17 protein-coding genes are annotated in these 25,191 nt (G+C 50.8%); 8 read left to right on the top strand and 9 right to left on the bottom strand.

Going from position 1 to position 25,191, the window contains the following annotated elements:
- The first annotated feature begins 388 nt into the window (after positions 1–388).
- The 3 genes from focA to pflA all read left to right on the top strand — a co-directional run bounded on the left by focA (position 389) and on the right by pflA (position 4,599).
- Positions 389–1,249, top strand: coding sequence for a formate transporter FocA (gene focA, locus NXT09_RS01865; RefSeq protein WP_039481374.1), 861 nt, complete (start codon positions 389–391; stop codon positions 1,247–1,249).
- Between the two features lie 57 nt (positions 1,250–1,306).
- Complete coding sequence (gene pflB / locus NXT09_RS01860; RefSeq protein WP_110163036.1) at positions 1,307–3,589, top strand: formate C-acetyltransferase; 2,283 nt, start codon at positions 1,307–1,309, stop codon at positions 3,587–3,589.
- 269 nt (positions 3,590–3,858) lie between these two features.
- Positions 3,859–4,599 carry a pyruvate formate lyase 1-activating protein gene (gene pflA, locus NXT09_RS01855; RefSeq protein WP_010277183.1) on the top strand — a complete coding sequence of 247 codons (741 nt, stop codon included), beginning with the start codon at positions 3,859–3,861 and terminating at the stop codon, positions 4,597–4,599.
- Positions 4,600–4,691: 92 nt separating this feature from the next.
- Here the strand turns inward: pflA and NXT09_RS01850 are convergent, their stop codons facing one another.
- From NXT09_RS01850 to NXT09_RS01840, 3 genes are read right to left on the bottom strand one after another with little or no spacing between them, the layout of a single operon-like run.
- Positions 4,692–6,260, bottom strand: a complete 1,569-nt coding sequence (locus NXT09_RS01850) for a hydantoinase/oxoprolinase family protein (protein ID WP_268578640.1) — start codon at positions 6,258–6,260, stop codon at positions 4,692–4,694.
- A 10-nt stretch (positions 6,261–6,270) separates the two neighbouring features.
- On the bottom strand, positions 6,271–7,380 hold the full coding sequence (locus tag NXT09_RS01845; RefSeq protein WP_268578639.1) for an S-methyl thiohydantoin desulfurase family protein: 1,110 nt from the start codon (positions 7,378–7,380) through the stop codon (positions 6,271–6,273).
- 26 nt (positions 7,381–7,406) lie between these two features.
- On the bottom strand, positions 7,407–8,738 hold the full coding sequence (locus NXT09_RS01840) for a cytosine permease (protein ID WP_268578638.1): 1,332 nt from the start codon (positions 8,736–8,738) through the stop codon (positions 7,407–7,409).
- A 273-nt stretch (positions 8,739–9,011) separates the two neighbouring features.
- On the opposite strand from NXT09_RS01840, the gene NXT09_RS01835 reads away from it, so the two are divergent.
- Positions 9,012–9,953: a LysR family transcriptional regulator gene (locus NXT09_RS01835; protein WP_205550838.1), complete on the top strand. Its 942-nt coding sequence runs from the start codon at positions 9,012–9,014 to the stop codon at positions 9,951–9,953.
- Here NXT09_RS01835 and NXT09_RS01830 read toward each other — a convergent pair.
- From NXT09_RS01830 to lrp, 6 genes are all read right to left on the bottom strand, one after another.
- Positions 9,939–11,093: an MFS transporter gene (locus NXT09_RS01830; RefSeq protein WP_039286987.1), complete on the bottom strand. Its 1,155-nt coding sequence runs from the start codon at positions 11,091–11,093 to the stop codon at positions 9,939–9,941. The two genes, NXT09_RS01835 and NXT09_RS01830, sit on opposite strands and share 15 nt — an antisense overlap.
- 305 nt (positions 11,094–11,398) lie before the next feature.
- Positions 11,399–12,694: a serine--tRNA ligase gene (serS, locus tag NXT09_RS01825; protein ID WP_039357860.1), complete on the bottom strand. Its 1,296-nt coding sequence runs from the start codon at positions 12,692–12,694 to the stop codon at positions 11,399–11,401.
- Between the two features lie 103 nt (positions 12,695–12,797).
- On the bottom strand, positions 12,798–14,141 hold the full coding sequence (locus NXT09_RS01820) for a replication-associated recombination protein A (protein WP_268578888.1): 1,344 nt from the start codon (positions 14,139–14,141) through the stop codon (positions 12,798–12,800).
- A 7-nt stretch (positions 14,142–14,148) separates the two neighbouring features.
- On the bottom strand, positions 14,149–14,760 hold the full coding sequence (gene lolA, locus NXT09_RS01815) for an outer membrane lipoprotein periplasmic chaperone LolA (protein WP_010277204.1): 612 nt from the start codon (positions 14,758–14,760) through the stop codon (positions 14,149–14,151).
- A gap of 247 nt (positions 14,761–15,007) precedes the next feature.
- Positions 15,008–18,496 carry a DNA translocase FtsK 4TM domain-containing protein gene (locus NXT09_RS01810; protein ID WP_268578637.1) on the bottom strand — a complete coding sequence of 1,163 codons (3,489 nt, stop codon included), beginning with the start codon at positions 18,494–18,496 and terminating at the stop codon, positions 15,008–15,010.
- A 114-nt stretch (positions 18,497–18,610) separates the two neighbouring features.
- A complete protein-coding gene (gene lrp / locus NXT09_RS01805) occupies positions 18,611–19,105 on the bottom strand; it encodes a leucine-responsive transcriptional regulator Lrp (protein WP_010277211.1) in 495 nt (164 codons plus the stop codon).
- 585 nt (positions 19,106–19,690) lie between these two features.
- Here lrp and trxB point away from each other — a divergent pair.
- The 4 genes from trxB (at position 19,691) to aat (ending at position 25,135) form a co-directional block, all read left to right on the top strand.
- Complete coding sequence (gene trxB / locus NXT09_RS01800; protein WP_039315633.1) at positions 19,691–20,653, top strand: thioredoxin-disulfide reductase; 963 nt, start codon at positions 19,691–19,693, stop codon at positions 20,651–20,653.
- A gap of 237 nt (positions 20,654–20,890) precedes the next feature.
- Positions 20,891–22,657: a heme ABC transporter permease/ATP-binding protein CydD gene (gene cydD / locus NXT09_RS01795; protein WP_268578636.1), complete on the top strand. Its 1,767-nt coding sequence runs from the start codon at positions 20,891–20,893 to the stop codon at positions 22,655–22,657.
- Positions 22,657–24,396 (top strand): heme ABC transporter ATP-binding protein/permease CydC, encoded by a 1,740-nt coding sequence (cydC, locus tag NXT09_RS01790; RefSeq protein ID WP_268578635.1) that lies wholly within the window; start codon positions 22,657–22,659, stop codon positions 24,394–24,396. The genes cydD and cydC overlap by 1 nt, the downstream gene beginning before the upstream one ends.
- Positions 24,397–24,430: 34 nt before the next feature.
- A complete protein-coding gene (aat, locus tag NXT09_RS01785) occupies positions 24,431–25,135 on the top strand; it encodes a leucyl/phenylalanyl-tRNA--protein transferase (protein WP_240585130.1) in 705 nt (234 codons plus the stop codon).
- Positions 25,136–25,191: the final 56 nt, after the last annotated feature.

Below are 25,191 nucleotides of genomic sequence, written 5' to 3'. Positions count from 1 at the left end.
GTACAAATAACACCGACAAATGGCCCTTTATTTTAAAGGGCTATTTTATTATCCAAAGGGCAATATTTATTATTCGTAATGCATAATCAGAACATTGTTATTGAATAGTGAAGTTTTAATTAAATTACTTCGACAAGGTGGTACTGAAATTCTACAAAACGTGATTTTTATTAACGCTAAATCGGTAGGTTTAACGTATCCCATTCAACTCTTTTTGCAAAATTTAAAATATTTTTTTATCATAAAATTCAAATATTTACCCTTAAAAACACGGTATCCGACCCTCTTCACCACCTTGTTAATTTCTTGCAATATGATCCACGTCAATTTTTACCGTATACTGCTTTGTTAGTATCTCAATGCTGATAATTTTTAAGAGAGAGTTAGTGTGAAAGCTGACAACCCCTTTACTCTATTACTCCCGGCTGCGATGGCAAAAGTTGCTGAAGACGCCGGAGTCTATAAAGCTACTAAACAACCGTGTACGACGTTTTATTTAGCGATCACAGCGGGTGTGTTTATTTCGATCGCCTTCGTCTTTTATATTACGGCCACCACGGGAACCGCGACGATGCCTTTCGGCATTGCGAAATTGATCGGTGGTATCTGTTTCTCCCTTGGCCTCATGTTGGTAGTCGTCTGCGGTGCGGACCTGTTTACCTCAACCGTTCTCATCGTGATTGCCAAAGCCAGTGGACGTATTACCTGGAAGCAACTAGCCTGTAACTGGGCAAATGTCTATGTCGGCAACCTTATTGGCGCGCTTTTCTTCGTTGGACTTATCTGGTTCTCGGGAGAGCATATGGTCGCAAACGGTGCGTGGGGTCTTAACGTCCTGCAAACAGCTGAACACAAACTTGAACACACGTTTGTTGAAGCGCTGTGTCTGGGGATTCTCGCCAACCTGCTGGTTTGTCTGGCCGTGTGGATGAGCTATTCAGGCCGTACGCTTACAGACAAAATGTTTGCCATGATTCTGCCTGTCGCCATGTTCGTTTCCAGCGGATTTGAGCACAGTATCGCCAACATGTTCATGATTCCTATGGGCATCGTTATCAAAAATTTTGCGGCCCCGGAATTCTGGAATGCCATTGGCATGGTGCCGTCTCAGTTTGAACATTTAACCGTTAGCCACTTCATTACCGATAACCTGATTCCCGTCACCCTGGGGAACATCATCGGCGGCGGCGTAATGGTCGGTTTGACATATTGGGTAATTTATTTGCGCGGTGGAGACAAGCACCACTAAGGTGCAATCGGCCGCAACGTCGGGTTTTAAGAAATCCATATCAAAGGTAGGTGTAAAATGACCGAGCTGAATGAAAAATTGGCCAATGCATGGCAAGGCTTTAGCAAAGGTGAATGGCAGGATAACGTCAACGTTCGTGACTTTATCCAGAAAAACTACACGCCGTATGAAGGTGATGAGTCTTTCCTGGCTGGCGCAACCAAAGCGACCTCAGCGCTGTGGGACAGCGTCATGGAAGGCATCAAACAGGAAAACCGTACTCACGCGCCTGTTGATTTTGATACCAATGTTGCTGCAACTATCACGTCTCACGACGCGGGATACATCAACAAAGGTCTGGAAAAAATCGTTGGTCTGCAAACTGACGCTCCGCTGAAACGTGCGTTAATTCCGTTCGGCGGCATCAAAATGGTTGAAGGTTCATGCAAAGTTTACGGTCGTGAACTGGATCCTCAACTGAAAAAAATCTTCACCGAATACCGCAAAACGCACAATCAGGGCGTGTTCGATGTTTACACTCCAGACATCCTGCGTTGTCGTAAATCAGGCGTTCTGACGGGTCTGCCAGATGCCTACGGTCGTGGCCGTATCATCGGTGACTACCGTCGCGTTGCGCTGTACGGTATCGACTACCTGATGAAAGACAAGTTTGCTCAGTTCACTTCTCTGCAATCCAAACTGGAAAACGGCGAAGATCTGGAAGCAACAATCCGTCTGCGTGAAGAAATTGCCGATCAGCATCATGCACTGAGCCAAATTAAAGAAATGGCCGCTAAATATGGCTGTGACATTTCAGGCCCAGCAGCAACAGCTCAGGAAGCCGTGCAGTGGACTTACTTCGGTTACCTGGCTGCGGTGAAATCACAGAATGGTGCGGCAATGTCCTTCGGACGTGTCTCTACCTTCCTGGATATCTACCTTGAGCGCGATCTGGCTGCAGGCAAAATCACTGAGGAAGAAGCTCAGGAAATGATTGACCACCTGGTCATGAAACTGCGCATGGTACGTTTCCTGCGTACGCCTGAGTATGATGAACTGTTCTCTGGTGACCCAATTTGGGCAACAGAATCTCTGGCTGGTATGGGTCTGGATGGTCGTACACTGGTGAGCAAAACCAGCTTCCGCTTCCTGAACACCCTGTACACCATGGGGCCGTCTCCAGAGCCAAACATGACCATTCTGTGGTCTGAAAAACTGCCACAAAGCTTTAAAAACTATGCGGCTAAAGTCTCCATCGATACCTCTTCTCTGCAATACGAGAATGACGATCTGATGCGTCCTGACTTTAACAACGATGACTACGCGATTGCTTGTTGCGTAAGCCCAATGATCGTTGGTAAACAAATGCAGTTCTTCGGCGCTCGTGCAAACCTGGCGAAAACCATGCTGTACGCGATTAACGGCGGCGTGGACGAAAAACTGAAAATGCAGGTTGGTCCGAAATCAGAACCGATCAAAGGCGATGTTCTGGACTTCGACGAAGTGATGGATCGTATGGATCACTTCATGGACTGGCTGGCTAAACAATACGTCACCTCTCTGAACATCATTCACTACATGCACGACAAATACAGCTACGAAGCGTCGCTGATGGCACTGCATGACCGTGACGTGTTCCGTACTATGGCGTGTGGTATCGCAGGTCTGTCTGTTGCTGCTGACTCCCTGTCTGCCATCAAATATGCCAAAGTTAAACCAATTCGTGATGAAGACGGCCTGGCTATCGACTTTGATATCGAAGGCGAATATCCGCAGTTCGGTAACAACGATGCTCGCGTAGATGAACTGGCTTGTGACCTGGTTGAACGTTTCATGAAGAAAATTCAGAAACTGAATACCTACCGTGGCGCAACACCAACGCAGTCTGTTCTGACCATCACCTCTAACGTGGTATATGGTAAGAAAACGGGTAACACTCCAGATGGTCGCCGCGCAGGTGCGCCATTCGGACCAGGTGCTAACCCAATGCACGGTCGCGATCAGAAAGGCGCCGTGGCTTCTCTGACTTCCGTTGCCAAACTGCCGTTTGCTTACGCGAAAGATGGTATTTCTTATACCTTCTCCATCGTACCTAACGCGTTAGGTAAAGATGACAACGTGCGTAAAGCTAACCTTGCCGGCCTGATGGATGGTTACTTCCACCACGAAGCCAGCATCGAAGGCGGTCAGCACCTGAACGTCAACGTCATGAACCGTGAAATGCTGCTTGATGCGATGGAAAACCCGGAGAAATATCCGCAGTTGACTATCCGTGTATCTGGCTACGCAGTGCGTTTCAACTCACTGACGAAAGAACAGCAACAAGACGTCATTACTCGTACTTTCACCCAGTCAATGTAATTTCCATGACTGTCTGAAAAGGCGTAAAATAAAGGCTCCACGTCAGTGGGGCCTTTTTCTCACCCTCGCTTGTCGTTCAGGTTGTTAGCCTGTTTTGCCAGCCCGCTATGTTGCTCCCTTCATGTGGATGGCTCGCAAAACAGATTCGACGCAGCATCTGTCACACGGTGTTTTTCTGTCAGCAATCCCTGTCAGATTGATACTTGCTTTCTTATGACTGCGCTCATAAAGACCGCTATTGTTCGGTCAAATTTGGAGAAAACCTCGCAATGTCACTTATCGGTCGCATCCACTCCTTTGAATCCTGTGGCACCGTCGATGGCCCAGGCATCCGTTTCATCATCTTCTTTCAAGGCTGCCTGATGCGCTGCCTGTACTGCCATAACCGTGATACCTGGGATACACACGGCGGTAAGGAAGTGACGGTTGAAGAACTTATGAAAGAAGTCGTGACCTACCGCCACTTTATGAATGCATCCGGCGGCGGCGTTACAGCATCCGGCGGCGAGGCTATTCTCCAGGCCGAATTTGTGCGCGACTGGTTCCGTGCCTGCAAGGCAGAAGGCATCAATACCTGTCTGGACACCAATGGGTTCGTGCGTCGTTACGACCCCGTCATTGACGAGCTATTGGACGTCAGCGATTTAGTGATGCTCGACCTGAAGCAAATGAATGACGACATACACCAGAATTTAGTTGGCGTATCCAATCACCGTACTCTGGATTTCGCTCGCTATTTGGCAAAGCGCAACCAGCGCACCTGGATACGTTACGTGGTCGTTCCCGGTTGGTCTGACGATGATGCGTCCGCACACAAGCTGGGCGAATTCACCAAAGATATGACGAACATCGAGAAAATTGAGCTTCTCCCCTACCATGAGCTTGGGAAACACAAGTGGATCGCGATGGGTGAAGAGTACAAATTAGACGGCGTTAAACCGCCGAAGGCCGATACGATGGATCGCGTTAAATCGATTCTTGAAAGCTATGGTCACAAGGTCATGTACTAACAACCTCTGACACTTTCTGGAAAAATAGCGCGCTCAGGGCGCGCTATTTGCATTTTAGCGGGTAGATATCATTGGAGTGTTAATACCCTGCGCTAAGCCAGATTTCCTGCTGCCTTGATTTTCACCTGTACCGCATTCCCCGGCAGATACGCCAACGGAATTTCCTGATAATCGATGATCTCAACGCTGCCCGGCCTCGCTCCCATCTCTTCTGCAAGGCAAATGCTTTGCTGCTGCAATTCGTTTTTTATCTTTTCACGATCGTTATCCGGCATTTTAACCACACGTTCGATCTGTGCGCCCACCGCTCCTAACGCCACACCAACCGCATTGGCTGCATCAAAGTTCTGCGGACGCATGACCTGACTGACACCGGATAAAACGTCAGGCAGTAAAATGCTGCCGCCGCCCACAAGCACGGCGGGAATAGCTGCGCTTGACGATTTAATCCGGTCGATAGCACTTTCCACTTTCTCAATCATCTGACGATAAGCCTGCTGGCAAAGTGCTTTATCCAGTTCGGGCAGCGTATGAGGAAGAGCCGTAATCCATCGTTCACGATGAAGTTGCAGCATGATATCGCTGAGCGTTAACGTCTCCCCACCAAAGCTGACGCCCTGTTCAAGCAGGCGATAGCCGACACTATCCGGCCCAAGGGTAAGTTTTCCATCCTGAGACTGCCGCACGCAGGTTCCACCGCCAATGCCGATAGAAATAATGTCTGGCATTCTGAAATTCGTCCGCACATCGCCGACTTCAACAGCAATTGCCGATTCACGTGGAAAGCCATTCACCAACACGCCAATATCCGTCGTCGTGCCGCCGACATCGATAATCAGCGCATTATCCAACCCCGAAAGGTGACATGCCCCGCGAATCGAGTTCGTTGGCCCACAGGCCATCGTCAGAATGGGATATTGCTTCACCATGCTCTCGGACATCAATGTGCCATCGTTTTGCCCGAAGAACGGCGTAGCTTTGATACCGTGCCGAACTAGCGCTTGCGTAAAACCGTTAACAAAGCGGTTCGCGGTACTTTGCAACGATGCATTGAGGATGGTCGCGTTTTCCCTTTCCAATAGTCCCGTACTGCCTATCCGGTGGGATAGCGATAGGGAGACATCCGGTAGTGCCGCATTCACCCACTGGGCAACCCGCAGTTCCTGCTCATTATTTACGGGAGAAAATACGCCACAGATAGCCACGCTATCGACATGCCCGCGCATCTTGTCACAAACCGCGATCACTTCATCCCGCAGTACGGGATGAATCTCTCTACCATCAAACTCATAGCCGCCATGAATCTGGTAGAAATGCTCGCCTAACACCCTTTGCCACTCGTCATCCCAGCCACACAGCGGTGGGACGCTATCGCTACTTGGCAGGCTCAGGCGCAGTAACCCAACGCGATCCAGCCCTTTGCGCTCAACAATCGCATTGGTACATTGAGTTGTGCCCAACATCGCATAGCGAATATGCTGCGGTGCAATGCCAGACTGCGCCAATACCTCAGCAATAACACGCTCAATGCCGCTGTAGATATCCAGACTGGTAGGAAATTTGGCCGTCGCGACGCAGCGTAGGTTTGCATCTAAAATTGCCGCATCCGTGTTGGTGCCGCCGACATCAATCCCGAGTCGGTAATCATTTTTATGTAACATCGGGAAAGCCTCAGCGATTCGCAAGCAGTTCTATCGGTACATACTGCACCGGATAACCGAAATACTCCGGCCCCGCAACGTCAATCCCTTTTGGCGTGCGCCACTTGTCATTGCACGGATAGGCAATCACATCAACTCGCTGCCCATAACGTAAATGTTCCGTGATGATCGGACGTCCGGTTTCACTATCTACTATGGAGATTAAATCAGGCACAACGGCCAGCAGATTATCCTGCGTAGGTTCTACCGTCTGTGAAGAACGATAAGCCAGCAGGAGCTCATTCTGGAAAAGCACCGTAAACGATTCGCCTTTGTCGCTTCCCAAGCCATCCAGCACAACTTTACCCCGAGCAAAACCGCCCGTTGTGCGCCGGCCTACATCAACAATTTTGCCAGATGCAACGATATGGCCATTCAAGACCGTCAGTAGGGACTGTACCGGATGGCTGCCTGACTGATGAGCCTGACGCAGCATTCTTCCGATATCCTGCGCCAGCGTCAGCGTGCCTTTGATGGCGCTACGCTTAAGTTGACTACCGCGTAAGGGGTAATCACACATCGCGCAAGCAGCGCCCATTTGTTCAACAATCGCGCGGGCCAACCGTTCCGACCACATACCATCTATGGGATTAAGAATGACGGTATTGCCCTTCTCATCTGCCAATGTATTCGGTGCGGAGGTTAAATCATCGAGAAAAAAGGTCACCATCTGCGCTTCGGGGAAGGCTCTCCCCATCGCGTCACAGTCGATAACAGGTAGCCCTTTTGCGGCCGCAACCACTAAGGGTATTAGTGAATTGATGCCGCCGACTTCGATAGAAAAAGTCCCAGATGCTGATTCAGCGAGATAATTCTCCATTGTTTCAAATGCCAAGAGAATTTGCCGCGGTGAAATGATTTTTTCTACGGAAACCGTCGGTGCACCCATCGTACTGCACGGGATAAAGAGCTCGTTATCCTTTACGTCGTCCAGATTGCACAACGTTACAGGCTTTCCATGGCGCAAAGCATTTTTCGCAATTAGCGATCCTAAATAAGGATCTCCACCACCGCCGGTGCCAAGGATTGACGCTCCCAGAGCGATATCATCTATCATTTCAAAATCAATATAGCGGACCATTACTTATCCAATAACCACTGAGCAACCTAGGATTTAGAGAACGAATGGGCAGACTCTGCCAACTGCGGGAACATTTTCCGCATAGCGATATACATCACCAGGCTGATTATTATGCCATCCAATGTAGAAACGGATGTGATCGTAAACAAATCAAAGAAATCTGTAGCGGTTAATAAGCTTACAAAACTGCCACATAACCATGCGATAGAGGCACAAATATTCAGTAAAGGTGGTTGTGATGCATCCTGCTTTAGGCGCGAGGAATCAAAAAAGTAATATTCAGCAAGGTAAACCCCTGCAATAGGGGAAATCAGAACACCGAGTAACGAGAGAAACTGGGTGAAGTTATTAATCATCCCGTAATAGGCCAGAAACAGACCCGCAAATGCCATCAACACAACTAGTCTTGGCCGAGATATTACTCTGATAACAACAGATAAACCTAATGAGGCGGAAATTAGATTAGAGCTATTCGTCGTCCATTGAGCGAAAATTAAAATCACAATCGCTGAAATACCGAGTCCAATGCTAAAAAATATTTCAACTAAATCGTCGCTACCAACCATATGAGTCAATACGAGTGCGACAAGAATCGTTGCGCTGTTTCCCAATAAGAATCCCAAGCCTGAGCCTAATATGGCATCTTTACGCGTTCTGGAATAACGAGCGATATCAGGTGATACGATACTGGCCGCCACTATCCAGATAGAAACAACGTAAGAAATAGCGCTTCCTAAACTTATCGGATTTTTAATGACAACTTCAGCAGGAGAAGAATGGCCGTTAGCGGCGAGATATATTCCTGAAACGATGAGTATAAGCATTAGCGGGACACTTAATACGCTTAACTTCCCTAACGCCCTAACGCCCCAAATGGCCGTCAGTGCCATTAATATCATGCCGAAAAGCAGGATAAAAAAACGTCCAGGTTCAAATTGATAATGTAATAATGCTTTTTGCAGCATCACGCCAAAGAAATCGAGTTGAAAGGCAAACCATCCAACCAGTGAAACAGCGGAGAATACGCCGATCACTTTTCCACCTAGTCGCCCAAAAACAGAGATACTCAGTAGCGTTGTTGACAGCCCACAGCCATAACCAACATTCGCACATAATGCGGCAAGAATACCCAGTAAGGCGGAGCCAATAAGTGTGGCGCTGACAGCCTGAGAAAACGGTAATCCGCTACTTAGAAAAGATCCGAGAAACAAACCAGAAATGTCGATCCCTACGGCCAGCCATATTAAGGCAGTGACATACCAACTTTTCCTTGCTTCGACAGGAACTTTTTCGTATTCGTAATCATAGATTTGCCGCTCCTGTTGTTCTTTTTCAGGTACAGCTTTCCCTTGAGACATATTTCCTCCATTAAATAAGCAGCAAATAATTATTGTATCGTTGTGATATTTTATAGAGGTTGCCTGGCGGCGTATAGAACAATGGTGCCGTCAGCAAGCTAACAACACCATTGTGCTTATGAGAGACCCTGATGTGACGCATAAAACCACACTTTTCGTGGCAACCACATCAGTGATGTGGCGTGACAACAAGATAAATGGGTTTCATATCGATTAATACAGATATATTTTGATGTTAACATTCAGATATGTAATGTATGCGAAGGACATGCTATGCGCTTAGATAAACTGGAGATCCGCTGGTTAAAGCTTTTTTGTAAAATCGTTGAAAAACAAGGAATTACCAACGCACAAGCCGCAACAGGCTTAAGCCAACCTGTACTCAGTCACTACCTGTCTCGCCTCGAGGATACGCTCGGGCTTGTCTTGTGCGAACGTGGCCGTGGTGGTTTTGCCTTAACAACCGAAGGTGAGGTCGTCTATCAGGAGGCAAAATCTGTCATTTCCACACTTGATGACTTTGCGAACAGGCTAGCCCGTATCAAGCACCAACTGATAGGTAAAGTCAAATTAGGCTGTCTGGATAACATTGCAACCCACCCCAATAATGTTGTATCTCAGGCGATAACTCAGCTTTATGCCCAAAGCCCAGAAGTTAATGTCGAACTTGAAATTATGGAATACCTTCCACTCATGGAGCGGTTAAAAAACGGACATCTCGACATCGTTCTCAGTGCCCTGCCCGATGATATTCCCTCAGACATTTTTTATGAGCCTGTATTCGTTGAACACAGTTACTTTTATTCACTAGCAGAAAATGCTGAAATTATAGAGCGTGAATGGCTCAGTGGTGAATTAAATCCTCGTCGACTGCTAATCGGTGGACATGCCTTCAACGAAATATCTAAACAGCTAGGCCCTGTATCAAAGCAAGGTTTCCATCAAACAGCCTGGCATCTTGAGGGAAGCCTACTGCTTCTGCTGGCAGGAACGCATATTGGCTTTCTTCCCGATCATTATGCCAACGCCTGGGTTGAAAAAGGAAAGCTTGCTGCAGTCGCTCCAGACCGTTTAAAGCTCACCAGCATATTTTATCTGGTGCGAAACGCGAAACAGCGCCTTAGCCCAGTGGCCGAAGCGCTGTGGAATAACATGGTGGAAGCTGGACAAAGTTCGCTGGCCAGCCTCGATGTCGTTAGCTCAAGCAGCAGCTAATGGCGTTGGGTGGTGATCGGCCTTTCTGAGCAACATCATCAGGTAGATCATGGCGACAACAGCGATTAGGACAAACAGCAAGCGATCGGAGTAGCTCTGCATCAATACCGCAGCAACGCTTGGTCCGCAAAGACTGCCAAGCGTATAGCTGAGGAGCAACGCCTGATTCATCGCGACCAGTTCGTCAGGGCGCACTTTTTCACATGCCCAAGACATGGCAACGGGATACAGCGTAAACCCTGCGCATCCCAGCAGGAACAGCGACGGTGCCATGGCATAGTGGCTAATGCTCAGCATAGCAATACAGCCAATAATCACCACAAAGACTAATACCCGCAGAACCAACAATCGACCATAACGATCGGCCATACGTCCAACAGGCCATTGCCCGATAATCCCGGAGCTGATCAGCAGCGCCATCCAGTATCCGACCTGCGCATCATTCATTCCCTGATGGGAGAGATACAGCGGCATCAGACCATACAGCGATCCTAAAATTGCGCCGGAAATAATACAGCCGTGAACACCTAAACGGGCACTGCGGTACGTCAGCATTTTCCACATGTTGACATGCTTTTCTTGCTGCTCTGGTGGCGTAGGGAGACGAGTAAACAGCAGCGGTAATACAGCCAAAATAACTAACGCTACCATCCACGGCAGCACGTTCAGCAATGCGCTCGGCAATATGCCAAGCAGGAGCTGTCCAACTACGCTACCGAGGTAATAGGCAATCATATAGGCAGCCAGTAGTTGCCCTCTCTGCGTCGGTGTTCCGCTACATAACAAAGCGCTTTCGACCACGACCCAGATTAATGCACAGCCGATACCGGCAAGGAAGCGCCAGAACAGCCAGCTACCGATATCCCCAGAAATACCGAGGCCAACGATCGCGATACCAAATAATAAAGCCGCGAAATAATAGCTACGGTTAAATCCATAAAGTTTGATTAACTTACCGGCTAATAACGTGCCAACCAAATTGCCGCCGAAGTAGGATGACCCAACAAGGCCAACCTGCCAGACAGGAAGAGATTGATAACTCAGCCACAGTGGTACCAGGGTATTTAATACCGCAATACAAACCGTCAGCAGCAAAAGTCCGCAGAGCAATAACAGCACTGGGCGGGAATAAGCAGACATAGCGAAGTGGATAACCAAACAACCGGAGAAGAGTGAGCGCATCATGCCACTGCGTATATAAAAGTCAATCCGGGCAAAAAGTGCTAAAAGTCCTTTCCCAAATTATGGATTGAAAGTATTCATCAACGTCCATAGGAAGGCCGTCACGTTTAAAAACAGGACGCTGCTATTTCGCTGATTTTAAATCATTTTTAACTGAAAAATTAAGTCGCTCGAGTTGATAAGTTATTTTTACGATGAAAAAATATTACCGATGCTATGGCATAAAAAAAGCGCCCTTAGGCGCTTTATTCAGATAACCGCAATTAGCCAATAAATTCCAGTCCGCCCATATACGGACGCAACACTTCTGGAACTTCAATACGGCCATCAGCCTGCTGGTAGTTTTCCAGAACAGCAACCAGTGTACGACCGACTGCCAGACCAGAACCGTTCAATGTGTGAACCAGTCGAGTCTTCTTATCGGACTTACTGCGGCAGCGAGCCTGCATACGGCGCGCCTGGAAATCCCACATATTTGAGCAAGAAGAGATTTCACGGTACGTGTCCTGCGCCGGCAACCAGACTTCCAGATCGTAAGTTTTTGTGGAGCCAAAGCCCATATCGCCCGTACACAGCAAGACCTTACGATAAGGTAATTTCAGCAGTTGCAGCACGGTTTCGGCGTGAGTAGTCAACTCTTCCAGCGCCTGCATGGAATCTTCAGGGCGGACGATTTGTACCAGTTCAACCTTGTCAAACTGGTGCATACGAATCAACCCACGTGTATCGCGACCGTACGAGCCCGCTTCTGAACGGAAGCACGGCGTGTGTGCAGTCATTTTCAACGGTAAGGATTCTTCATCAAGAATCTCGTCACGCACCAGGTTGGTCAGCGGAACTTCAGCCGTCGGAATCAGCGCATAGCTGCTGCTTTCCGCTTCTTCGCTCAGCGGAGTGGTATGGAACAGGTCTTCACCAAACTTAGGCAGTTGGCCTGTACCGTATAACGTGGCGTGGTTGACCAGATAAGGGACGTACGCTTCCTGATAGCCATGCTGCTGTGTGTGCAAATCCAGCATGAACTGGGCAAGCGCACGATGCAGACGGGCAATCTGTCCTTTCATCACGACAAAACGCGCACCGGTTAATTTCACCGCAGCGGCAAAATCCAGCCCGGCAGCCATCTCTCCGAGTTCAACATGGTCACGTACGGGGAAATCGTACTTACGTGGCTCACCCCAGCGAGTTACTTCCTGATTCTGCGTGTCATCCTTTCCAAGCGGCACAGAGTCGTCCGGCAGGTTCGGGATTGTTAACGCCAGATCGCGAATGTCATTCTGCAACTGGTCCAGCTCGGCTTTTGCGGCATCCAGTTTTTCGCCTAATGTGTTAACTTCACGACGCAAAGGCTCGATATCTTCACCGCGTGCTTTCGCTGCACCAATCTCTTTCGATCGGGAATTACGCTCTGCCTGCAGGTTTTCAGTTTCTACCTGCAATACTTTACGACGTTCTTCCTGCTTACGCAGGGTCTCAACATCCAGCTTAAAGCCTCTGCGAGCCAGTAACTTTTCGGCGACTGCGTCTAGCTCATTGCGCAGTAAATTGGGATCGAGCATGCTAATCCTGTGCTTATGATTATCAAATGAAATAGTGGCGTACACGGCGCGCTACGCGGCCGGTTTCAGAAAATACCGCAATAACCTTACCGCAACGCTTAGTTCAACGGTAGCGTTTTGTCGGGCTATTTTGATCCTGAGTGGCAAGCCAGGCGAGCTTTTCACCAATTTTGCCCTCAAGGCCGCGTGAGGTCGGCGCGTAATAGTGTGTATCGGCCATTTCCGGCGGAAAATAGCTCTCGCCAGCGGCATAGGCATTGGGTTCGTTGTGTGCGTACCGATACTCTGCACCGAGCCCCATTTCTTTCATCAACCGGGTAGGCGCATTGCGCAAATGCTCGGGAACATCATAGTCTGGCTTCTCGCGTGCATCCTGCATCGCGGCTTTAAACGCGCTATAGACGGCGTTACTTTTAGGGGCACAGGCCAGATAAACAATCGCCTGAGCAATGGCGCGCTCCCCTTCTGCGGGGCCGACACGAGTGAAGCAATCCCAGGCGGAGATAGCCACCTGCATCGCACGCGGATCGGCGTTGCCGACATCTTCCGACGCGATAGCCAACAGCCGTCGGGCAACATACAGCGGATCGCCACCGGCGGTAATGATTCTGGCATACCAATAAAGCGCCGCGTCCGGTGAGGAGCCTCTTACCGATTTATGCAACGCCGAAATCAGGTCGTAATAGCGGTCCCCTTTGTTATCAAAGCGGGCACTGCGCTCGCCAGCGATTTCGTTGAGGAGTGCTGGCGTCAGAACACGCATGCCCTGCGCGTCGATTTCCGCCATGTCGGCCATCATTTCCAGACTATTCAGCGCACGTCTGGCATCGCCGTTGACCAGTTCGGCAAGCATCCGAGCGGTTTCGTCAGGCAGAACAATATTCTGTCCGCCATATCCTCGCTCGCTGTCGCTCATGGCCTGCTGCAAGACCTGCTCGATATCTTCTGCCGTCAGCGCTTTTAGCAAATAGACGCGGGCGCGCGATAACAACGCGGAATTGAGTTCGAAAGAGGGGTTTTCCGTTGTCGCACCAATGAAGGTGATCGTTCCATCTTCGATATGTGGCAGAAACGCATCCTGCTGACTTTTGTTGAAACGATGGACTTCATCGACAAACAAAATAGTGCGGCGCCCCGCATTGCGATTTTGTCGGGCACGCTCAATCGCTTCGCGAATTTCTTTAATGCCGGACGTCACGGCAGAAATACGTTCAACATCGGCCTGCCCGTAATGCCCAATCAGTTCTGCCAGCGTGGTTTTTCCCGTTCCTGGCGGCCCCCAGAGAATCATGGAGTGCAACTGCCCTGCCTCAATGGCTCGTGGCAGAGGCTTACCGGCCCCTAACAGGTGCTGTTGGCCGATATACTGTGCCAACGTCGCTGGCCGCATGCGCGCGGCCAGCGGTTGGAATTCATTATGGGAAAAATCAAGTGACAGGTTGCTCACTCTGGCCTCACTGACGCTGGTCATCCAGCGTGACGCCTTTCGGCGGTGTGAACGTGAATTGCGCGGCATCAACGGCGCCGTTTTGCTGGTTCTTCAGCACATAAGTGCTCCGCTGCCCATCTTGTTCCGTCGCGGTAAACTGTTTGATTGTGCCGCTTGTCGTCACATTAATCGCAAACTGCTTCAGATTGCCGCTCGCTGACTTCGGCGTAAGCTCAAAATCATCGCCTTTCTGGCGCACATCGTATTTATTCCAGTCGCTGGCATCGTTACGCGTAATCAGAATGAACGGCGTATTCCCTGTCGCATCTTTCAGCCAGGTTGCCGTGACTTGTTCAACAAACGGATTGTAGAACCAAAGCGTTTTGCCGTCAGAAATCAACGTACTTTCGTCAGGTGATGTGGTTTTCCAGTTAAATAGGTTTGGACGTTTCAACCACAGTTCGCCTTCCCCTTCCTGCACCGCTGCGCCGTCAGCGCTGGTGACTTTCTGGCTAAAATTGGCGTGGAAACTGTTTACTTTATTGAGGCGACCCTGCAAATCTTTTGCCGCGTCCGCATAGACAGCGGTTGAGGTAACACCGGCAATCAGGCAACTGATAGCTAACCACTTTTTCATACGCATAATCCTTTGAATTTCTTAATATAACGAACCTTCATCTATCGAAGTCAGACGCTTTTCATAGCGCCTATGTTCTTTACAGATCGGTGTTATTCGTCAAGCTACGGTATCTATAGATCTATGTTATCTGAACCCACTCGGACGGTGATAGGTGAATTATCTGCTTATTGCCGCTTTTACGCTTCTTTGCATAAGGGCTGCGCGAGCAGCCCTTAGTGGATTGACGTCAATCAGTACAGCATGCTTATTCCATCGATGGCGGAGCCAATACTTCACGGTTACCGTTGTGCCCTGGAGAGCTGACGATACCCTGGGCCTCCATTTGCTCAACGATTCGCGCAGCACGGTTATAACCGATTCGGAACTGACGCTGTACGCCAGAGATTGATGCACGACGCTTATCGACCACAAACTCTACCGCCTGATCGAACAGCGGATCGAGTTCTTCATCGCCATCAAGACCGAGGCTTCCGCCTTCAGCATCGTCGCCACCGCTGACAATATTATCGATATATTGAGGGCGACCACGCGCTTTCCAGTCCTGAACAACAGCGTGAACTTCCTCATCACGCACAAAAGCGCCATGAACACGGACGGGTATCGAGGAGTTAGGTGCCATATACAGCATATCCCCCATCCCCAATAGCGACTCTGCACCACCTTGATCGAGGATAGTCCGTGAGTCGATCTTGCTGGAAACGGTAAACGCGATACGCGTCGGAATGTTCGCCTTGATCAATCCGGTGATGACATCAACCGAAGGACGCTGCGTCGCCAGCACCAAGTGAATCCCCGCCGCACGCGCTTTTTGTGCCAGTCGGGCAATCAATTCTTCAACCTTCTTACCCACCGCCATCATCAGGTCAGCAAACTCATCGACCATAACCACAATATACGGCAGCTTTTCCAGCACTGGTGGCGTCATATCCATGCTGTCACCCGGCTTCCAGAACGGATCGGGGATCGGACGGCCCATCGCATTTGCCGTCATCACCCGTTCGTTGTATCCCGCCAGATTACGTACGCCAAGCGCCGACATCAGTTTGTAACGACGTTCCATTTCACCGACACACCAGCGCAACGCATTGGCCGCATCTTTCATGTCGGTCACGACTTCCGTCAACAAATGCGGAATGCCTTCGTACACCGAGAGCTCCAGCATTTTCGGGTCGATCATGATAAAGCGTACGTCTTCCGGCGTGGCTTTATACAACATACTGATGATCATGGCGTTGACGCCGACCGATTTACCCGACCCGGTCGTACCCGCAACCAGCAGGTGTGGCATTTTCGCTAAATCGGCAACGACAGGTTCGCCCGCAATATCTTTACCCAGCACAATCGACAGCGGCGATGGATTATCACGGAACTGATCGCAGTCCAGCACTTCTCGCAGATAAACTGTCTGGCGATGCGCATTCGGTAACTCCAACCCGACGTACGGTCGGCCGGGGATAACTTCAACAATACGCACCGCAACAACCGACAGTGAACGTGCCAAATCGCGCGACAGGTTCGAGATACGTGCGGCTTTAACACCCGGAGCCAGATCCAATTCAAATCGTGTGATCACCGGCCCAGGGGAGTGATCGACCACATCGGCTTTTACCCGGAAATCAGCCAGGCGCGCTTCAATCAATCGCGCCGTCTGTTCCAGTGCAAAATTATCAACAGGCGCTTCGCTAGCCGGCGGTGGGGTCAACAAATCCAACGTTGGCAGCGGCGTAGTTGGCTTCTGCAGCGGTTGTTCATTACGCATCAAGAACGGGTGAATCAAGCCATCCATTGCCGGATGATGCGTTGGTGTTGCCGCAGTTTCCTGTTTTGCGACCTCAACAGGCGCTGACGTTGGTTGCGCTGGCTGACTAAACGTCAACGGGTTGTGCTCATCCTCGTCGTTCTCATCTTCACCAGCATGCATCGGCGGAAGCTCGGGTTCAACACGGTAGGACGGCTGCGAATAGGTGGATTCACTGAACGTATGCGACTCAGGCTCGCGTTCATTCTCCGCACTAAACGGCGAGAATGAAAAAGCGTTATGCGATGTAACAGGATTTGGCTGAACGGGCGCACTGACCACAGGCGGTGCTATCGGAGCAGGGATTTCCTCAGCGCGCTGCGATGCGCTGTCATCATAACGTGACTGCTGCTGTGCCGCAAAATCTCTGGCTAGCTGCGCTTGCAGAAGTGCGTCTTCATCGTCTTCCTGTAACGGGTATTCATCACCGTAACGCTGGCGTTGCTGATCCAGATACGCTTGCTGCAATGCGGCTTCCTGCTGGGCGATATCATCCGGTGTCTCTTCCTGATACACGTCATTCGCCACTTCCGCTTCTTCGCTACCGTTCTGCGCCTGCAGCCGGGCTTGCTCTTCAGCCAGCCGCTGCGACGGCAATTTGATTCCGTATGACGCCAGCTCGCGGCGAGTAGGGATACGTACTGGATTAGGGCGCGGCAGTTCAGGCCCTACGCCGCGTTTAATCTGCGGGTTATCATCCCCATCGGCACTGAACGCCGGCATAAAGGTGTTATTCTCGTCGAAACCTGTATCGCGTGCAGGTTGTGGCGGCTCAGCAAACGGTTGAACCACCGGTGCTGTGACAATTGGCGGTACGGCACTCTCTCCGTAACTATTGCCGTAAGGTGCATACGCACTGCTATGGAGGTCAGGCGAGCTTGCGATCTCTGGCATTGTCGCTGGAGTTTCAGGGACTTCAAACGAATACAGCGGCGGATTTAGCGACGGCGTCGAATCAATCGCAGAGGGAGTAACAGGCGGCACAATGCCAGCCGATGAGCCGGATAATGCTGATCCTGGTAATGCTGAATCAGACGCTGCCACATCAGACAATGTTGACCCTGCCACTGGCGTTTCAGCGGAGAGAGCCGTTTGTGTCACTGTCGGTGCGTTCTCAGCGAGCGGTGATGACGCTTCTATCGTATTGTCTGCCGCCGTGTCGTTTAACGCATCAGCCACGGAAGGCGCAGAAAACAGAACGTCATCGTCATCACGCTGTTGTGTTACTGCCTCACCCGACGCCTCATCGTGGCGCAGATTAAGCGCATCACGCTCATCGTCTTCACGATCGTGTTCTTCACGGTAGTCCTCATCGCGGCGCGAACGGTTTGACATAAACGTCAAACAACCCAAGACACCCGCACCAATTTTTTCAGCGATCGTTAACCATGACCAGCCGGTAAACAGCGTTAACCCTGCCCCCCACACGCACAGCAGAATCAGCGTTGCGCCCATGCTGTTGAAGCGCGGGATCATTGAGCTGCTCAACAGGCTTCCCAAAACACCACCGGAAGCAAAATAGTAGAGATCGTCAATATTCAACGCAGCCAAACCGCAAGAGGTCAGGATCAGCGCCAATGTCCCAATCAGGCGAAGTGAAAAGGTAAAGTAGTCTATCGTCTGGTTGTTATCACGCTGGCGGAAAGCCGCCCAGCACAGAGATAACATAATCGGCGGAATGGCATAGGCCAGCACACCAAAAATGAAGAACAGCGTATCCGCCAGCCATGCACCTGCTACACCACCAAGGTTGTGAATAGGTTCATGCCATGCAGTCTGTGACCAACTGGGGTCGGAGGGGCTGAAACTGAGTAGTGCGACACTAAGATAAACCGCAAAAAGTGCCACAACGATTAAAATCGCTTCAAGCAAACGACGTGTTCCACTGAGCTTTTTCAGGGTAACGTCTTTATCTTCTGTATATTCCTGGCTCAAGAGTCTCTCCAGGGGCCTGTAAGGTTTATGACAAAGCGCCGAGAAAACCCGGCGCTGGGACTGTATAAATTCACAGGAGTGTAGCTGAATTTATCGGGTTTTGCACCCACACGTTTATCGCGTCTTAATGACCAGACGGTTGCTTTGCTTCACTTCTTCCATTACCACGTAGGTACGGGTGTCGTTTACGCCCGGCAAACGCAGCAGCGTTTCGCCCAGGAGCTTACGGTAAGCGGACATGTCTGGCACACGCGTTTTCAACAGGTAGTCAAAATCACCGGAAACCAGATGACATTCCTGAATTTCTTCCAGCTTCTGCACCGCAGCATTGAACTGTTCAAATACATCAGGCGCGCCGCGGTTTAGCGTTATCTCAACAAAAACCAGCAGTGACGCATCCAGATAATGCGGGTTTAGCAGCGCTGTATAACCGTTAATGAAACCCTGTCTTTCCAGACGACGTACACGTTCCAGACAAGGCGTTGGCGACAGCCCAACACGTTTGGAAAGCTCGACATTGGAAATACGTCCATCTTTTTGCAATTCGTTCAGGATGTTACGATCAATACGATCGAGATCTTTGCCTGGTCGTTTTTTAGTGTCTACCATTATTATTGTCTCTCTTCACTTTTCCCTGCACCCGCTTTACCCCGATAGACCTCATGTATCAGAGTTACCCTTAAAGAAGACACGCTGCCCATTTTGTATATCAACAGTCATTAACTTCTCGTTCTCGCCCCACGTATTGCTCACCCGCGAAAAGACCATCACGTCATATCCGTGGCCCAAAGGCCTACTACCTGCGCAAAAACGAATAAAAAGCCGAGCTTTTAACTGTTCACATACAAAAAATTTCCTCTTACCCAGATGTTTTCGCAAATGCACAGCCGATTGTCAAAGCAAAACAACGAAAATCAGAAGAAACTGCCAGATTGGATAAGCCAGAGCCATTCTCCGAGGTGACTTCAATCATTTTACTTATGAATGTGGCTGATTTTTCAGCGATTTGTCATCCTCATCGTCATTAACGATTAAACAAATAGCCAGCAACTTTTCTGCATACTTTTTTTACTCTTGTAATTTCCTTACAATCGTTCGCATTGTCCGTGGTAGAGACTGTTCGTAGTAAGGAAGCAGGTTTGTTGTAGAGACCGTTCATATGAGCATTATCCGCCGTCATGAAATGAGGAAAGCATGGGTACTGTTAAACATCACAAGTTATTGATTCTGGGTTCAGGCCCGGCTGGCTACACTGCCGCTGTTTATGCTGCACGGGCGAATTTACAGCCAGTATTAATCACGGGTATGGAAAAAGGCGGTCAGCTGACAACCACGACCGAAGTCGAAAATTGGCCGGGTGATGCCGATGATTTAACTGGCCCGCTGTTAATGGAGCGTATGCACGCACACGCGACCAAATTCAATACCGAAGTGATCTTCGATCATATTGAACGTGTTGATTTGCAGAACCGTCCCTTCCGTTTATTCGGCGATAGCGCCGAGTACACCTGTGACGCGCTGATCATTGCCACGGGGGCATCGGCTCGTTATCTCGGCCTGCCTTCTGAAGAGGCATTTAAAGGCAAAGGGGTTTCTGCCTGCGCAACTTGTGACGGTTTCTTCTACCGTAACCAGAAAGTCGCCGTCGTTGGCGGCGGGAATACCGCAGTAGAAGAAGCCTTGTATTTGTCTAACATTGCGGCGGAAGTGCATTTGATCCACCGTCGCGAGACGTTCCGTTCTGAGAAAATTCTGATCGACCGCCTGATGGACAAAGTTAAAAACGGCAACATCATCCTGCATACCAATCGTACGCTGGACGAAGTGTTGGGCGATGACATGGGTGTAACCGGTGTCCGCATCCGCGATACGCAGAGCGACGCAGCAGAAGAACTGGAGCTGGCTGGCGTGTTTATCGCTATCGGCCACAGTCCGAACACCGCCGTATTTGGCGGTCAGTTGGAACTGGAAAACGGTTATATCAAAGTGCAGTCCGGTATTCATGGCAACGCGACACAAACCAGCATTCCTGGCGTTTTTGCCGCAGGTGACGTCATGGATCACATCTACCGTCAGGCCATTACCTCCGCAGGTACCGGCTGTATGGCAGCACTGGATGCTGAGCGTTACCTTGACGGGCTGACCGTCAACAAGTAATACGTTGCTGATAACGGAGCGGCGACAGCCGTTCCGTTTTCTTTACGTCTGGCTTACCTTCCGCAACACAAAATTGATCGCCTCCCCCATTTCCCCTCTCCTTTTCGTTTGCAGCGCGCCCCTGTCGCGGTAACATGGCGTCATTCTGCGTGATAGAAGATAATTTTGTTAACTAACAGTTACATGAGAGTTATTTTCTGTTAAGTCCATTTCTGCAATACAACGAACTGGTGCCTGATGAAAAAAACCAGACAGCAAGAACTGACCGCCTGGCTGAAACAACAGAGTAAGCTGGCGCAACGTTGGCTACGGATTTCACTCCTGCTTGGGTTCCTGAGCGGCGCGTTAATCGTGGCACAAGCCTGGCTGTTAGCTACGCTGCTTCACGCCTTGATCATCGAGCATGCCACGCGCGAATCGTTGCTCTCCCCTTTCCTTCTGCTGATTGCCACATTTATTCTGCGCGCACTCAACAGTGTGTTACGCGAGCGTGTTGGCTTTCTTTGTGGACAAGCCGTGCGACAGCAAATTCGTAAGCTGGTACTGGATCGATTGCAACAGCTTGGCCCTGCCTGGGTACAGGGCAAACCCGCTGGCAGTTGGGCAACAATGATTCTTGAGCAGGTTGATGATATGCAGGATTATTACGCCCGCTACCTGCCGCAGATGTATCTTGCCGCGCTGATTCCTCTGCTTATCTTAATCACGATTTTCCCGCTCAACTGGGCTGCGGGCCTGATTCTGTTTCTCACTGCCCCGCTCATCCCGCTTTTTATGGCGCTGGTTGGCATGGGCGCTGCGGATGCCAACCGACGTAACTTTCTGGCGCTGGCACGCCTGAGTGGGCACTTCCTCGATCGCCTGCGCGGGATGGAGACGCTACGCCTGTTCCACCGTGGCAAAGCTGAAACCGAACAAATCCGTCATGCTTCCGAAGATTTCCGTAGTCGTACGATGGAAGTGCTACGCATGGCGTTTCTCTCTTCGGGCGTACTGGAGTTTTTCGCCTCTATTTCGATTGCCGTTGTCGCCGTTTATTTCGGTTTCTCTTATCTCGGGGAACTGGATTTTGGTCATTACGGCATGGGGGTGACGCTCTTCGCTGGCTTTCTCGTATTGATTCTGGCTCCAGAATTCTTTCAGCCTTTACGCGATCTAGGCACCTTCTATCATGCCAAGGCTCAGGCTATCGGGGCAGCGGAATCGCTGGTGACGTTTTTGTCAGAGGAAGGCGAAACAGTCGGCTTTGGCACACACGAATTCAGCAGCAATACCGCCATTGCCATCCGAGCGGAAGATCTGGTTGTCCTCGCGCCGAATGGCACACCGCTGACCCAACCGTTGACGTTCGATATTCGCGCAGGTGAACGTATCGCACTAGTCGGCCTCAGCGGAGCAGGAAAAAGCTCACTGCTTAATGTACTGCTGGGATTCCTGCCCTACCGCGGTTCACTCACCGTCAACGGTCAGGCATTAAACACGCTGACGCCTGAATCATGGCGTAAGCAGTTAAGTTGGGTCGGACAAAATCCCCACTTGCCGGAACAGACGCTACGCAGCAATATTCTGCTGGGTAATCCGCAGGCCAGCCCCTTGGAATTGCAGTGTGCGATTGAGCGCGCGTATGTACAGGAATTTTTACCGCAACTTCCGCAAGGGCTGGAAACGACCGTCGGTGACGGTGCGGCACGCCTCTCCGTCGGACAGGCACAGCGCGTTGCCGTTGCCCGCGCGCTCATTCACCCTTGCAACTTACTGCTGCTGGATGAACCTTCAGCCAGCCTGGATGCTCATAGCGAGGAGCTAGTTATGACGGCGCTGAACGACGCGGCGCGTTCGCAGACCACGCTGCTGGTCACGCATCAGCTCACCGAGATCGCCGAGTATGACACGATCTGGGTCATGGACGGCGGTCGGTTAGTTCAACAGGGTGACTACCAAACACTCCGAGCCGAAGCGGGTCCCTTCGCAACGCTGCTGGCACAACGACAGGAGGCGCTGTAATGGCTCAGATGAAAACGATGCAGGTATTAAAACCGTTTCTGGCACTTTATCGTCAGCACTTCTGGTATTTGAGTCTGGGCGTGGTATTGGCCATTGCTACGCTGCTGGCCAGCATTGGTCTACTCGCGCTATCCGGCTGGTTTCTGGCGGGTGCCGCGCTGGCAGGGATCGTCGGGCTGCTCACCTTTAACTATATGCTGCCCGCCGCTGGCGTGCGGGGCGCAGCGATTGCACGTACGGCCGGACGCTACGGGGAAAGAGTCGTCAGCCACGATGCCACCTTCCGCGTTTTGCTGCGCTTACGTGTTTTCACCTTTTCTCGCATTCTGCCGCTCTCTCCGGGAGGACTGGCGCAATTTCGTCAGGCTGAACTGCTAAACCGGCTCGTAGCGGACGTTGATACGCTCGACCACCTCTATCTCCGCGTGATTTCCCCCATCGTCAGCGCTTTTGCCGTCATTCTTATCGTTTGCTATGGCCTGAGTTTCATTGATGCCTCACTGGCTCTGACGCTGGGTGCCATTATGCTGACACTGTTGCTGTGCCTGCCGATTGTTTTCTATAGGGCGGGAAACGGCATCGGACAGGATTTGACCGCGCTGCGTGCACAATACCGCCTGCAGTTAACGACCTGGCTGCAAGGTCAGGCGGAACTCACCGTCTTCGGCGCACTCAGTCGCGTCCGTCAACAGCTGGCGCTGGTGGAAATTAACTGGCTGCGCCGCCAGCGTCAGCAGGCCAATCTTACCGGCTTGTCTCAGGCAGTGATGATTTTATGCAGCGGACTGACCGTTACTTTGATTCTGTGGCTGGCAGCGGATGGCGTTGGCGGTAATCCACAGCCCGGCGCGTTGATTGCGCTATTCGTGTTCGCCTCACTTGCTGCTTTTGAAGCACTGGCTCCCGTTACGGTGGCCTTCCAGCATATGGGGCAAGTGATTGCCTCTGCCGCTCGGGTCGATCAAATCATTCGCCAGCCCGTTGACGTCACGTTCCCAGAGCATGGGCCAGAAACGTCGCGCGAGGCGTCACTTGATGTCTCACATGTCGGTTTCACGTATCCCGGCCAGCCACAACCCGTATTGCAGAATATTACGCTTTCCATTCAACCGGGTGAGCATCTGGCGCTGCTGGGGCGTACCGGATGCGGGAAATCGACGCTATTGCAATTGCTGACCCGTGCATGGAATTGTGAATACGGAGAAATTACGCTGAATGGGCATCCTCTTGCCGATTGGCGCGAAGAAGATCTCCGCGCCATGATGAGCGTGGTGCCACAACGCGTGCATATTTTCAGCGCATCACTGCGTGATAACCTGCTGCTAGCAGCATCAGCCGCACGGGATGAAAAACTGGCCGAGGTATTACAGCAGGTTGGGTTAGAAAAACTGCTGGAAAACGAAGGGCTGAATGCCTGGCTGGGCGAAGGCGGTCGACAGCTGTCCGGTGGCGAGCAGCGCCGTATCGCATTAGCACGCGCCTTATTGCACGACGCACCGCTCGTGCTATTGGATGAACCGACTGAAGGGTTGGATGCAGAAACCGAAAAGCGTATTCTGCAACTGCTCCGCCAGCACTGTGCCGATAAAACGCTGATCGTCATCACTCACCGGCTATATGGTTTAGAATCAATGGATCGCATCTGTATTCTGGATGATGGCAAAGTGATCGAACAGGGGAGCCATCAGGACTTAATGGCACAACAAGGTCGTTATTGGCAGTTCCGCCAACACGTTTAGGGCAAACTCTGTTGAAACATAACGTTTGAAAAACATGCGTCTATACCAACTTTCGCTTCAATCGCTTCAGTTCCCTGATCCGAATCATGCGCTAGATGACCCCAACGGCCTGCTGGCCGTTGGCGGCGACCTCTCCGTTGCCCGCCTAAAGGCAGCTTACCGACAGGGCATTTTCCCCTGGTTCTCTCCCGGTGAGCCGATCTTATGGTGGTCTCCAAATCCACGCGCGGTCCTGTTTCCTGGTGAACTCCATCTCAGCCGCAGCATGAAAAAATTTCTGAAGCGCCATACGTTCCACGCGACGCTGAATCAGGCCTTTGATGATGTCATTCACGCCTGTGCACATGAGCACCATGACGGCACCTGGATTACGCCAGACATTATCTCGGCTTATCGCCAACTTCATCAGGCCGGAAAAGCGCACTCTGTCGAAGTGTGGCAGAATGGCGCACTGGTTGGTGGGTTATATGGTATTGAGCAAGGACGGCTGTTTTGTGGCGAGTCGATGTTCAGCCGCACGGATAATGCGTCAAAATACGCGCTGCTGGCATTTCAACAGCATTTTATTCGCCACGGTGGTGAGCTGATCGATTGTCAGGTGCTTAACGCCCATACGGCTTCTCTGGGCGTGAGTGAAATACCCCGCGATCGCTTTCTGCAACAGCTTTCTCAGTGGCAGGATCTTGCTGTCGATAACGGCTGTTGGCTACCACAACTGCTCGCAGAACCCGCATTTTGATAGAGAAATCGGGTAAATAACGCCCCAAACGTGAACGCTTCTTTACATAATGTCGG

Origin of the sequence: Pectobacterium jejuense, assembly GCF_026800125.1 — a bacterium.
In the GTDB taxonomy this organism is placed as follows: Bacteria; Pseudomonadota; Gammaproteobacteria; order Enterobacterales; family Enterobacteriaceae; genus Pectobacterium; species Pectobacterium jejuense.
The sequence above is the reverse complement of the archived record's forward strand: the minus strand, read 5'-3'. Positions and strand labels throughout refer to the sequence as shown.

Coding starts and splice junctions, on each gene's coding strand:
- NXT09_RS01835 (WP_205550838.1), top strand. CDS start 9,012: ATGCGCTTAGATAAACTGGAGATCCGCTGGTTAAAGCTTTTTTGTAAA.
- lrp (WP_010277211.1), bottom strand. CDS start 19,105: ATGGTAGACACTAAAAAACGACCAGGCAAAGATCTCGATCGTATTGAT.
- aat (WP_240585130.1), top strand. CDS start 24,431: ATGCGTCTATACCAACTTTCGCTTCAATCGCTTCAGTTCCCTGATCCG.
- trxB (WP_039315633.1), top strand. CDS start 19,691: ATGGGTACTGTTAAACATCACAAGTTATTGATTCTGGGTTCAGGCCCG.
- NXT09_RS01845 (WP_268578639.1), bottom strand. CDS start 7,380: ATGGTCCGCTATATTGATTTTGAAATGATAGATGATATCGCTCTGGGA.
- NXT09_RS01840 (WP_268578638.1), bottom strand. CDS start 8,738: ATGTCTCAAGGGAAAGCTGTACCTGAAAAAGAACAACAGGAGCGGCAA.
- cydD (WP_268578636.1), top strand. CDS start 20,891: ATGAAAAAAACCAGACAGCAAGAACTGACCGCCTGGCTGAAACAACAG.
- NXT09_RS01830 (WP_039286987.1), bottom strand. CDS start 11,093: ATGTCTGCTTATTCCCGCCCAGTGCTGTTATTGCTCTGCGGACTTTTG.
- pflB (WP_110163036.1), top strand. CDS start 1,307: ATGACCGAGCTGAATGAAAAATTGGCCAATGCATGGCAAGGCTTTAGC.
- lolA (WP_010277204.1), bottom strand. CDS start 14,760: ATGAAAAAGTGGTTAGCTATCAGTTGCCTGATTGCCGGTGTTACCTCA.
- pflA (WP_010277183.1), top strand. CDS start 3,859: ATGTCACTTATCGGTCGCATCCACTCCTTTGAATCCTGTGGCACCGTC.
- cydC (WP_268578635.1), top strand. CDS start 22,657: ATGGCTCAGATGAAAACGATGCAGGTATTAAAACCGTTTCTGGCACTT.
- serS (WP_039357860.1), bottom strand. CDS start 12,694: ATGCTCGATCCCAATTTACTGCGCAATGAGCTAGACGCAGTCGCCGAA.
- NXT09_RS01850 (WP_268578640.1), bottom strand. CDS start 6,260: ATGTTACATAAAAATGATTACCGACTCGGGATTGATGTCGGCGGCACC.